The following is a 233-nucleotide window of genomic DNA, read 5'->3' as shown; positions in this document are numbered from 1 at the left end:
GCCGCTCCATATGTATAATATGATGATTTTGCCTCAAATATCTCATCCACTACAAGGAACTTTCTATGCATATCACTTCTCGATACATAACCTTCTCCCGATATCGTCCAGTTTAAACTGTTGTTATGGTCAAACGCTTTTGATTTAAAGATTCCTAATTTTAACATAGTTGTATCTTCTTTAGATCTGCCTATATCTTTAAATTTTAATCTGTTATGTACCGCTCCTGCATA

At 33.9% G+C, this 233-nt stretch carries 1 protein-coding gene; it reads right to left on the bottom strand.

Annotation, left to right across the window (positions count from 1 at the left end):
* Positions 1 to 233 (bottom strand): hypothetical protein (locus tag EII29_RS11820; RefSeq protein ID WP_148096457.1); only part of this gene is annotated, 233 nt, incomplete at both ends.

Source organism: Leptotrichia sp. OH3620_COT-345 (assembly GCF_003932895.1).
Lineage (GTDB): Bacteria > Fusobacteriota > Fusobacteriia > Fusobacteriales > Leptotrichiaceae > Pseudoleptotrichia.
Note: the sequence above shows the minus strand (reverse complement) of the source record. Positions and strands in the feature narration are given on the sequence as shown.